Origin of the sequence: Sphingobium sp. TCM1 (assembly GCF_001650725.1) — a bacterium.
Taxonomy (GTDB): domain Bacteria; phylum Pseudomonadota; class Alphaproteobacteria; order Sphingomonadales; family Sphingomonadaceae; genus Sphingobium.
In genome coordinates this window covers 76,059-87,507 of sequence record NZ_LXVX01000013.1, presented here as the reverse complement: position 1 = coordinate 87,507, position 11,449 = coordinate 76,059, and the positions used below count along the sequence as shown (strand labels likewise).

General features: G+C 67.0%; 7 protein-coding genes. 5 read left to right on the top strand and 2 right to left on the bottom strand.

The features are described from left to right. The 3 genes from A7Q26_RS25890 to A7Q26_RS11715 all read left to right on the top strand — a co-directional run. A partial coding sequence (locus tag A7Q26_RS25890) for a DinB/UmuC family translesion DNA polymerase (RefSeq protein WP_443018161.1) occupies positions 1-846 on the top strand: 846 nt, incomplete at its 5' end. Then, positions 843-4,442, top strand: coding sequence for an error-prone DNA polymerase (locus tag A7Q26_RS11720; protein ID WP_066859583.1), 3,600 nt, complete (start codon positions 843-845; stop codon positions 4,440-4,442). The genes A7Q26_RS25890 and A7Q26_RS11720, both read left to right, overlap by 4 nt. A 225-nt stretch (positions 4,443-4,667) precedes the next feature. Next, positions 4,668-5,612 carry a TonB family protein gene (locus A7Q26_RS11715; RefSeq protein ID WP_066859581.1) on the top strand — a complete coding sequence of 315 codons (945 nt, stop codon included), beginning with the start codon at positions 4,668-4,670 and terminating at the stop codon, positions 5,610-5,612. A 32-nt stretch (positions 5,613-5,644) separates the two neighbouring features. On the opposite strand, the gene A7Q26_RS11710 is transcribed toward A7Q26_RS11715, so the two are convergent. Together A7Q26_RS11710 and dnaN are read right to left on the bottom strand one after the other, a co-directional pair. Continuing rightward, positions 5,645-8,263 carry an EAL domain-containing protein gene (locus A7Q26_RS11710; protein WP_066859580.1) on the bottom strand — a complete coding sequence of 873 codons (2,619 nt, stop codon included), beginning with the start codon at positions 8,261-8,263 and terminating at the stop codon, positions 5,645-5,647. Between the two features lie 91 nt (positions 8,264-8,354). Further along, entirely contained in the window at positions 8,355-9,479 is a 1,125-nt protein-coding gene (gene dnaN / locus A7Q26_RS11705; protein WP_066859579.1) for a DNA polymerase III subunit beta, read from the bottom strand. A gap of 172 nt (positions 9,480-9,651) precedes the next feature. On the opposite strand from dnaN, the gene A7Q26_RS11700 reads away from it, so the two are divergent. Both A7Q26_RS11700 and rlmN read left to right on the top strand, forming a co-directional pair. Beyond that, positions 9,652-10,152 (top strand): invasion associated locus B family protein, encoded by a 501-nt coding sequence (locus tag A7Q26_RS11700; protein ID WP_066859834.1) that lies wholly within the window; start codon positions 9,652-9,654, stop codon positions 10,150-10,152. Positions 10,153-10,177: 25 nt separating this feature from the next. Then, a complete protein-coding gene (gene rlmN / locus A7Q26_RS11695; RefSeq protein ID WP_443018160.1) occupies positions 10,178-11,449 on the top strand; it encodes a 23S rRNA (adenine(2503)-C(2))-methyltransferase RlmN in 1,272 nt (423 codons plus the stop codon).

Genomic DNA, 11,449 nt, shown 5'->3' with positions numbered 1-11,449 from the left:
GACCGCCGCTTTGCCGAACCGCTGGGCAGCACCGCCTATGCGCTCAAGATCCTGGAGGAGATGGCCGCCGAGGCGGGCGAGCGGCTGGCCGAACGCGGCGAGGGCGGGCGGCGGTTCGAGGCGGTCTTCTTCCGCAGCGACGGCCTCGCCTTCCCGTTGCGGGTCGAGACCAGCCTGCCGGTGCGCGACGCGCCCGCCATCCTGAGGCTGATGCGCGAGCGGATCGACGCGCTGTCCGACCCGATCGATCCGGGCTTCGGCTTTGACATGCTGCGCCTCACCGTACCGCAGGCGGAGAGGCTGGCGCCCACGCAACTGGCGCTGGAAGGGGGAGAGGCGCGGCGCGAGGATAGCGTGGCCGCGCTGGTCGACCGGCTGTCGATCCGCGCCGGACGCGCGCGCATCCAGCGGCTTGCGGCCAGCGACAGCCATATTCCCGAACAGGCGCAACTCGCGCTGCCGGCGGTGGAAAGCCGCGCGCCGGAAAATTGGCCAAAAAGCCGGGAGGTGGCGGGCGATCCGGGCGATCCGCCGATGCGCCCGCTCCACCTGTTCGACCCGCCCCAGCCGATCGAGGTGGTGGCGCAGGTGCCCGACGGCCCGCCGCATCGCTTCCGCTGGCGGCGCACGCTGCACGACATCATCCGCTTCGAGGGCCCGGAACGGATCGCGCCCGAATGGTGGAAAGCGAAGGATGGCGCGATCGAAGGAGAAAGCAGTGGCCGCACCCGCGATTATTATCGCGTCGAGGATGCGCGCGGGCGGCGCTACTGGATCTTCCGCCACGGGTTGTATGGGGCGGAGGAGGCGCATCCGGGCTGGTATATCCACGGCCTGTTCGCATGAGCGGCGAGACGGGACATCGGCGTAAGGGCTATCCCGACCCGACAAAGCCCGAATCGATCGACCGGCGCGAATGGAACGCGATCGAGGCGGCGCGGGAAAAGGCGAAGGGCGAGCGGCCCCATCTCCCATCGCGGCAAGCCGCGCCGCCCTTTGCCGAACTGGTGGCGGCGACCAACTTTTCCTTCCTGCGCGGCGCATCGCATGGCGCCGAGATGGTCGCGCGGGCGATGGAACTGGGCCTGGCCGGCATCGGCATTGCCGACCGCAACACGGTGGCGGGGGTGGTGCGGGCGTGGAAGGCGCGACGGGATGCGCCGGTGCGAGCGCGGGCGGCATTGCTGGAAGAAAAGAAGGAGAGGGGCGAGGCGCTCGAATTGACGGCGGAAGAGGAGGCCGCCTGCCAGATGGATCTGCGGGTCGTGGCCGGCGCACGGCTGGTCTTCGCCGACGGGACGCCCGATATCGTCGCCTATCCTGCGACCCGGCGCGGCTGGGGCGAACTCACCAAATTGCTGACGGTCGGCAATCTGCGATCGGTGAAGGGCGATTGCATTCTATATTATGAGGATCTGACCGCCTATCTGGACGATCTGCTGCTGATCGTGATGCCCCGTTCCACGGCGACGCCGCAGCAGGCGCATGACAATCCGGTCGAGTATGAACATGAGGATCGCGCCCATGGCGAGGCGATCCGGCAGGGGCATCTGAGCCTGGTCCCGCCGCCGCGTCCGGACGATCTGGAAGCGTTGCTGGCCCGCCTGTCGCGGCTTGCGCCGGACCGGGTCTGGCTGGGGGCGGCGCTGCGGCGCGACGGGCGCGATGCGCGGCGGCTGGCCGACTTCATGGCGCTGGGCGCGCGCACGGGGGTGCCGTTGCTCGCCACCATGGATGCGCTCTATGCCAGCCCGGCGCAGCGGCCGTTACAGGATGTGCTCAGTTGCATCCGCGAGGGCGTGACCCTGGCGGGGGCGGGGCGGCGGCTGGAAGCCAATGCCGAGCGGCATGTCCATGACCCCGCAGAAATGGCGCGCCTGTTCCGCGCCTGCCCGGACGCCGTGGCGCAAAGCCTCACGTTGCTGTCGCGGGTCCATTTCGATCTCGGGCAGTTGCGCTACGAATATCCGCACGAGCCGGTGCCCGAAGGCTGGACCGCGCAGCAATGGCTGGAAGAACTGACGATCAGCGCCGCCCATGCCCGCTACGGGCCGCGCATCCCCCCTGCGGTGCGCAGGCTGCTGGACGAGGAGTTCCGGCTGATCGGCGCGCGCAACTATGCCTATTATTTCCTGACCGTCCACGACATCGTCGCCTTCGCCCGGATGCAGGGAATATTGTGCCAGGGGCGGGGGTCGGCGGCCAATTCGATGGTCTGTTTCCTGCTGGGCGTCACGTCGGTCGATCCGCAACGCCATGACCTGCTCTTTTCCCGCTTCGTGTCGGAGGAGCGGGATGAACCGCCCGACATCGACGTCGATTTCGAACATGAGCGGCGCGAGGAGGTGATGCAATATATCTATGAGCGTTACGGCCGCCATCGCGCCGGTATTGCCGCGACCGTCATCCATTACCGGTCGCGCAGCGCCATCCGGGAGGTGGCCAAGGTGGTGGGCCTGTCGGAGGATGTCGTCACCCGCCTGTCCGGCACCATCTGGGGCAGCTATTCGCGCGACATGAACGAAAAGCGTGTCGGCGAGGCCGGCTTCGCGCTCGACAATCCACAGATGGTGCAGCTGCGCGCGCTGGTCGGCCAGCTGCTCGACGCGCCCTTCCCCCGGCACCTGTCGCAGCATGTCGGCGGCTTCGTGCTGACGCAGAACCGGCTGGACGAGACGGTGCCGCTGCACCATGCCGCCATGGCCGACCGCAGCTTCATCGAGTGGGACAAGGACGATATCGACGCGCTGGGCCTGATGAAGGTCGACATATTGGCGCTCGGCATGTTGACCTGCATCCGCAAGGCGTTCGACCTGATGCGCGAGCAGGGGCTGGGCGACCATCAGCTGGCGGTGGACCTGGAGTCCGGGGATGCGGCCGTCTACGACATGCTGTGCAAGGGAGACAGCATCGGCGTGTTCCAGGTGGAGAGCCGGGCGCAGATCAACATGCTGCCGCGCCTGAAGCCCCGCACCCTCTACGACCTGACGGTGCAGGTCGCGATCGTGCGGCCCGGTCCGATCGAGGGCGACATGGTGCATCCCTATCTGCGCCGGCGCTGCGGCGAGGAGAAGATCGACTATCCCTCGCCCGGCCCCGGCCATGGTCCGGCGGACGAATTGAAGCAGCTGCTGGGCAAGACTTTCGGCGTGCCGCTGTTCCAGGAGCAGGCGATGAAGCTGGCGATCATAGCGGCGGAATTTTCCGATGCCGAAGCCAACCAGCTACGCCGCGCCATGGCGACCTTCCGCAATCTGGGCACCATCCATCATTTTCGCGAGAAGCTGATCAGCGGCATGACCAGGCGCGGCTATACGGAGGAATTCGCCGCGCGCTGCTTCAAGCAGATCGAGGGCTTCGGCAGCTATGGCTTTCCCGAAAGCCATGCGCTCTCCTTCGCGCGGCTGGTCTATGTGTCGGCCTGGATCAAGTGCCACCAGCCGGCGGTCTTCGCCTGCGCGCTGCTCAATTCGCAGCCGATGGGCTTCTACGCGCCCGCGCAGCTGGTGCGCGACGCGCGTGAGCATGGCGTCGCCGTCCATGATGTCGATGTGAATATGAGCGCGTGGGACAATGGGCTGGAGCCGCTGCTGCGGTTGCGGCGGCGCGAGCGGGGCGAAGGAACCGGGCGGGCGCTGGCGCTTCGGTTGGGCTTTCGCCAGGTCGACGGGTTTCGCGAAAGCTGGGCGGAGCAGCTGGTGGCGGCGCGCGCGGACGGCGGGCTGTTCACCAGCATCGAGGATCTGGCGCGGCGGGCGGGTTTGCCGGCGCGGGCGCTGCGGCTGCTGGCCGATGCCGACGCCTGCCGGTCGCTGGGACAGGACCGGCGCACGGCGCTATGGGAGGCGCGGCGCACGCCGTCGGACGAGCTGCCGCTGTTCGCGGCGGCGCGGGTGCGGGACGGGGAGGCGCGCGAACTGGGCGCGGAGCCGGACGCGCAGCTTCCCGCCATGCCCGTCGCCGAGCAGGTGGCGACCGACTATGCCGTCACCCGCCTGTCGCTGAAGGGCCATCCGATGCAGTTTCTGCGCCCGGTCTTCGCCGCCGAGGGCGTGATGAGTTGCGCGCAGGCGAGTGCCGCGAAAAATGGCGCGCGCGCGAAGGTGGCGGGCGTGGTGCTGGTGCGGCAGCGGCCCGGCAAGGGCAATGCGGTTTTCATCACCATCGAGGATGAGACCGGCATCACCAACATCCTGCTGTGGGCGCGGCTGTTCGAAATGCAGCGCCGTCCCGTCATGGCCAGCCGGCTGATGCTGGTGGAAGGCGAGATCCAGCGCAGCAAGGAGGGCGTCGTCCATCTGATGGCGACCCGCGTGCATGATCGCAGCGGGGAATTGAACCGGCTGATGCAGCCGGAAGCCCAGGACTCCCGTCCGCACCCGCGCGCCGCCAGCCATCCGCGCAACGTGCGGATCTTGCCCGGATCGCGGGATTTCCATTGAAAGGCAGGCAGTTGCCGTCTTGCTGGCGTCATGCAAGAAGCATAGGCTCCTATCCATGAAGCCGTTGCCGATCCTGGTTGCCGTCGCTCCCATCTGCATGACGCTGATAGCGACGCCGGTACATTCCGTCCCCCCTCCGCCTCCCTTTGCGGACGGCACGCGCCAACTCATCCGCTGGATCCCCGGCGAGGCGCGCTGCACGGACGGGGCAGTCAGCGTCGTCGCTTGCAGCAGCCCTTCGTCAGCATCGGCTTTGCCCGGCCGAGCCCGACGCAAAGCTATCATTTCCGCATCGACGAACAGGGCCGCCCGCTGTCGATCGCCAATAACGGCGGGCAGCGATTGGCCGCCACGGCCGACGATGTCGGCGCGGCGCTGGCCGCCTCGCGCTTTGCGGCGGGACGGGCGCGCACCGATTGCCACCTGGAATATCGTTCGCAGGCGAGCCCGCTTGACGAGGCGCCGGTCGCCGATCTGATGGCCTATAGCCTCTCGCCGATTTCGGGTGCCTTGCCGTCCGCCGCCTGGAAGCGCATGGCCCCCGCCAATTCCACCTGCATGGCCGCGCCCCGCCCTGCGCCGCTCAACCGGCAATTCCCGGATTTCGATGCCCTGCCCGCGACGCCGGGCGCGCGCGACTGGTCGATGGTCGGTTATGATCTGGATGCGAAGGGTCGACCCATCCGGGCGCGCATCGTCGAGGGTACGGGCAATCGGGCGCTGGATGCCGCTTCGATCAAGGCGATGAACGCATCGCGCTTCACTGGCGGTGCACGCACGGGCTGTCTCTATCCCTATTGGCGTTCTCCCGCGACCGTGGCTGCGCCCGCCCCTCCCGCTGGTCAGCGTTCCGTAGACGCCAGTTGCGCCAGCGACCGGCCCTGGGCGATAGCGCCGCGGTTGACATATCCCCCCGCCTATCGTCGTCGCGCAATCGAGGGATGGGCGGTGGTCGCCTATGATGTCGCGCCCTGGGGCGAGACTGGCAACAGCCGCGTAATCGCCAGCGAACCGAGCGCAGCCTTCGGCGAGCAGGCCATGCAGATGATCCGCGCGGCGCGCAAGGTTGCTTCATCCTCCGGCGCGACGGGCTGTATCGAGCTGGTCCGCTTTGTCATCGGCAAGGAAGATGGAAGCCACAATGGCGATACGCCCGCCTTTCCCGACTAGATAGGATCAGAGTCGTCGTCCGCAGCCGGTCGTCAGGATGCCAGCGAGCGGGGCGGCGGCTGGCGCAGGGTGGCGATGTCGACCGGCCTTGCGAATTCCACGCCCATCCGGTCGTCCTTCGACCAGCGCGCGGTGGCGTCGACCATCACGCGGTCGCCCAGTTCGATCGCGAATATCGTGCCGGGCGGCACGTTCCAAAGCCCGTCGATCAGGGCGCCGGTCGCGGAGATGTTGCGCACCCGCCCGGTATAGACATGGCCGTCATGATGGACCGCGACGGTGCGCAGCATCGACTTGCGTTCGGGCCGGCTCGACTGGAAGCCGCTGGGCGCGGCCCCGACATTGCCGCCGCGATGGGCGATAAGCACGGCGTCGGCGGGCTTGGGACGGCCATAGATATAGCCCTGGATATGGCTGCATCCCAGCTGCCGGATCAGGTCCAGTTCGTCCTGCGTTTCCGCGCCTTCGGCGGTGGTGTCCATGCCCAGCGCCTCGGCCAGGCTGACGATTGCCTTGATGATCGCGCTGTTGCGGTTGCCCTTGATCGCCGCGCCGCGCACGAAGCTCTGGTCGATCTTGATCTTGTCGAACGGCGCCTTCTTCAGATAGCCGAGCGAGGAATAGCCGGTGCCGAAATCGTCGAGCGCCAGCCTGACGCCCAGCGCCTTCAGCCGTGCGAACATCAGATCGGTGCCGGCGTCGTCGTTCAGGAAGACGCTCTCGGTAATCTCCAGCTCCAGCCGTTCGGGCGCGAGTTGCGCCGCGGCGAGGGCGTTCATCACCGTGGAGGGGAAGCCGGGATTGGCGAACTGGGTCGGCGACACGTTCACCGCCACCCGGATGCCCTCCGGCCATTGCGCGGCATCGCGGCAGGCGGTGCGCAGCACCCATTCGCCGATCGGCGCGATCAGGCCGCTATCCTCCGCAATGGGTATGAACAGGGCCGGTGAGATAGCACCACGGGTCGGATGGTCCCAGCGCAACAGCGCCTCATAGCCGGTGATCTCTTCCGTCCTGGACGAAACCACCGGCTGGTAGGCCAGGTGCAGGCCATCGGCGGCCAGCGCATGGCGCAGATCTTCCTCCAGCTTGCGCCGGTCCTCCGCATCGGCGTGCATGTCCGATGAATAGAAACGATGGACGCCCCGGCCATTGCCCTTCGCCGCATAGAGGGCGAGATCGGCATTGCGGATCAGCGCGTCGGCGGTGACGCCGTCCTGCGGGCAGGAGGAAATGCCGATCGACACGCCGATCACCACCGCCGTCCCCTCTATGGAATAGGGCTGCGAAATGGCGGTGATGACGGTCTGGGCCAGCTGCGCCAGCGTCGCCTGTTCATGATGGCCGGGCAGGAGGATCTTGAATTCGTCGCCGCCCTGCCGCCCCACCAGCCCCTTGTCGCCCACCACCCGCTGGAGCCGCTGGCTGACCTGGCGCAGCAGCGCGTCACCGGCGGGATGGCCCAGCGTGTCATTGACGCTCTTGAACCGGTCGAGGTCGAGCATGAGCAAGGCGCAATCGCCAGGTCGTCCGCGGCGTTCGGCGACCGCCTGCTCCAGTGATCGCAGCATCTGGATGCGGTTGGCGAGGCCGGTCAGCGAATCGAACTGGGCCAGCCGGGTCACTTCCGCCTGGCTGCGGCGCATCTCGGTGAGGTCGGTCCCGGACCCGCGAAAGCCGTGGAACTGACCATATTCGTTGAAGACCGGCTGTCCCGAGATCGACCACCAGCGCTCTTCCCTGGCCAGTGCGGCGCAGACGGCGATGTCGGCGAAGCCGGTGCGGGCGGACAGGTGAAAGCCCAGCGTGCGCTCGCCATCGCCCTGCTGCTTGTCGCCCTGGCGGATGATGTCGGTGATGGGGCGGCCGATCAGCCCGCCGCTCGGCGCCTCCAGCGTCTGCGCCAGCGTGTCGGAAATATAGGTGAGGCAGCCCTGCCGGTCGGTTTCCCAGAACCAGCCGCGCCCGCTGCGCTCATGTTCCCGCAGCAGCCGGTCGGCGCGCTGGGCGCGCATGTCCAGCCGGTGGCGCTCGATCGCCCGGTCGCGATCCGCCGTCGCCTGACGGATGGTGGCGATCGCCATCACGCACACGCAACTGGTCAACAGGCCGATCTGTGTGATGCCGGTCTTTCCCACCACCGACACCAGCAGCGCGCCCAGAAAATAGCTGATCCCCAGCAGGCGCCTGTCGCCGAAGATGCAGACGGCGAGCAGCGCCACCGCGAGTTCGGGCACCGCCGCCAGGAAGATGGCGTCGGACGCCGCCAACGGCTCGCTGTTCAGCCAAAGGCTGAAGCTCAACCCCGACAGGAAGACCAGCGGCAGCATCAGCCAGTTCTGGACATGGGGCATCAGCCGCTGGAAGCGTTCGCGGTGGGGCAGCAGCATCAGCATGCCGTCGACCAGCAGCATCGTCGCCAGGATGATCGCCTGATATACGTCGCCCGCCCGATAGAAGGGCAGGTTCAGCAGCGCGAGCACGCAGATCTTGGCGAGCAGGATCAGCGGCCACAGGCGCGCGATATGGACGAAGGCGCCGGAAATCCAGGAGGCCGCGACTTCCGTGCCGCTGCGCGCCAGGCCAAGCGCCATCATCAGGGTGATGGGACTCGTCAGGCCATCGGACAGGGAAGCACGCATGGGGGACATGCGCCTTCTTCTAATCGGCAGTCGTTGACAGAGAATTACTGTGCCGCCGCCAATAAAGGCGACGACGAGACAGACAGTGCCGCGAAAAGCGCTACACGCGCATCGGCATCAGCACGTAAAGCGCGGGGCTGGCGTCGCTTTCGCGGATCAGCGTCGGCGCCGCCGCATCGGCCAGGTGCAATTCGACCAGGTCGCTGTCGATCTGGCCCAATATGTCGAGCAGATACCGGGCGTTGAAACCGATGTCGAAGCCTTCGCCCTGGAATGCGCCGGGCACTTCCTCGGCCGCCGTGCCATTTTCGGGGCTGGTGACGGACAGGGTGATCTTGTCCCGGTCGAGGCTCATCTTGACCGCGCGGGTCTTTTCGGTGGCAATGGTGGCGACGCGGTCCACGCCTTCCTCGAAGCTGCGCGGGTCGATCTTGAGCAGCTTGTCGTTCGCGGTCGGGATGACGCGGCTATAATCGGGGAAGGTGCCGTCGATCAGCTTGCTGGTCAGGATCGCGCTGCCCAGTCCGAAGCGGATCTTGCTGGCGGAAAGGGCGATGGCGACCGAGCCTTCGACCTCGTCCAGCAGCTTGCGCAGTTCGCCGATGCATTTGCGGGGCACGATGATGCCGGGCATCCCTTCGGCGCCGTCGGGACGCGGCACGGTGACGCGGGCGAGGCGATGGCCGTCGGTGGCGGCGGCCTTGAGCACCGGCTGGCCCCCCGAAGCGGCATCTTCCGACACATGGAAATAGATGCCGTTCAGATAATAGCGCGTTTCTTCGGTCGAGATGGCGAAGCGCGTCTTGTCGATGATCTGCTTGAGCGTTTCGGCCGGCAGTTCGAAACTGGTCGGCAGGTCGCCCTCGGCGATCACCGGGAAATCGTCACGCGGCAGGGTGGACAGGTTGAACCGGGCGCGGCCCGCCTGAATCAGCATCTTGCCCTCGGCCGCCTGGAGCGACACCTGGCTGCCCTCGGGCAGCTTGCGGGCAATGTCGAACAGGGTGTGGGCGGAGATGGTCGTCGCGCCGGGCTGTTCGACCTGCGCCGATATGCTTTCCACGACCTGAAGGTCGAGATCGGTCGCCATCAGCTTGATAGCGCCGTCGGCCGACGCTTCGATCAACACGTTGGACAGGATGGGAATGGTGTTCCGCCGTTCGACCACCGACTGGACGTGGCTCAGGCTCTTGAGGAGCGTTGCGCGTTCGATGGTGGCCTTCATGTCCCTGTTCTGTCCGTTTCTTTTTGTGCAAATGCCGCGATCGAAGTCGAATCCCGGCGACAATGATGGATGCTTCTTCATAACCGCTGTTGCGGCCCCTGCAAGCGCCGCCTTCACCCTTTCGTCAGGCGACGGGGTTGCAAATGGGGACGGCTTGGGCTTTGCCGGAACAATGCGCCGCGCCTTAGTCCACTCAACCCTGCTCCTGCTGTGCGCCGCGCCCGCCATGGCGCGTGATTCGCTCGGCATTTTCGAGGGGTGGGGGGCGTTTCGCGATCCCGGCGCCGGTCGGAACGGGCCGCGATGCTATGCCATCGCCGAGCCGGTCGTGCGGCGCGGGCAGGCGCGCAGGGGCTTCGCGTCGGTCGGCAACTGGCCCCGCCAGCGGGTGCGCGGGCAGGTGCATATCCGCCTGAGCCGCGCGCGGGCGGCCCAGGCGGCGGTGACATTGAGTGTTGGCGAGCGCCGCTTCACCCTGGTCGCCGGGCAGGTCGACGCCTGGGCACCGGACGCACGCACCGACGCGCAGATCATCGCCGCCATGCGATCGGCCAGCAGCATGAGCGTGCAGACGGTGGGCGCGGACGGGCGTGCCTTCGCCGACAGCTATGCCCTGCGCGGCGCGGCGACGGCGGTCGACGCGGCGGCATTGGGATGCGCGAAACTGCGCTGATTTGAAAATGTGCTGAAAATCGACTATGTGCGCGGCCATGCAGACAGTCGCCAGCCCCCTGATGCCGATTCCCGGCCATATCGACCCTGTGCCCGTGCCCCGCGCGGTCACGCCCCGCGAGGATGGGCGGGTCGACCTGATGGGCCTGTCGCGCCCGCAGATCAAGGGCGCGCTGGAGGAAGCGGGGTTGGACGTGAAGGCGGCCAAGCTGCGCTCCAAGCAACTGTTCCACTGGCTCTATCACCGCGGCGTCACCGATTTCGAGGCGATGACTGACCTCGCCAAGCCGATGCGCGGCTGGATGGCCGAGCGCTTCGTCGTCGGCCGCCCGCAGGTGGTGGAGGCGCAGGTGTCGAGCGACGGCACCCGCAAATGGCTGCTCCGGTCGGATGACGGGCAGGATTACGAAATGGTCTTCATTCCCGATGCGGATCGGGGCACGCTGTGCGTGTCCAGCCAGGTCGGGTGCACATTGAATTGCAGCTTCTGCCATACCGGCACGATGCGGCTGGTGCGCAACCTGACGCCCGGCGAGATCGTCGGCCAGGTGATGCTGGCGCGCGACGCGCTGGGCGAATGGCCGCGTGGTAACATGGCCAGCGCCAATGACGATGAGTCGGACGAGGCGTCGCATTACACGTCGGACGGCCGGATGCTGACCAACATCGTGATGATGGGCATGGGCGAGCCTCTCTATAATTTCGATCATGTGCGTGACGCGCTGAAGGTGGTGATGGACGGCGACGGCCTGGCCCTGTCCAAGCGCCGCATCACCCTGTCGACCAGCGGGGTCATCCCCATGATGGCGCGCGCGGGCGAGGAAATCGGCGTCAATCTCGCCGTCTCGCTTCATGCCGTGACCAAGGAAGTGCGCGACGAATTGGTGCCCTTGAACAAGAAGTTCGGGATCGAGGAGCTGCTTCAGGCCTGCGCCGACTATCCCAGCGCCAACAACGCCCGCCGCATCACCTTCGAATATGTGATGATCAAGGACAAGAATGACAGCGACGAAGATGCGCGCGAACTGGTGCGCCTGCTGCGCCACTACAAGCTGCCGGCCAAGGTCAACCTGATCCCGTTCAACCCCTGGCCGGGCACCGATTATGAGTGTTCCACCCCGGAACGGATCAGGCGCTTTTCCGACATCGTGTTCGAAGGCGGCATCAGCGCGCCGGTACGCACGCCGCGCGGGCGCGACATCATGGCGGCCTGCGGCCAGCTGAAATCGGCGAGCGAGAAGAAGAGCAAGGCGGATATGCGCCGCCTGGCCGACGAGAAGCAAGCCGCGCTTGGATGA

What these genes read in the sequence shown, in the direction of transcription:
- A7Q26_RS11720 (WP_066859583.1), top strand. Translation starts at nt 843, where the DNA reads ATGAGCGGCGAGACGGGACATCGGCGTAAGGGCTATCCCGACCCGACA.
- rlmN (WP_443018160.1), top strand. Translation starts at nt 10,178, where the DNA reads ATGTGCGCGGCCATGCAGACAGTCGCCAGCCCCCTGATGCCGATTCCC.
- A7Q26_RS11710 (WP_066859580.1), bottom strand. Translation starts at nt 8,263, where the DNA reads ATGTCCCCCATGCGTGCTTCCCTGTCCGATGGCCTGACGAGTCCCATC.
- dnaN (WP_066859579.1), bottom strand. Translation starts at nt 9,479, where the DNA reads ATGAAGGCCACCATCGAACGCGCAACGCTCCTCAAGAGCCTGAGCCAC.
- A7Q26_RS11700 (WP_066859834.1), top strand. Translation starts at nt 9,652, where the DNA reads ATGCGCCGCGCCTTAGTCCACTCAACCCTGCTCCTGCTGTGCGCCGCG.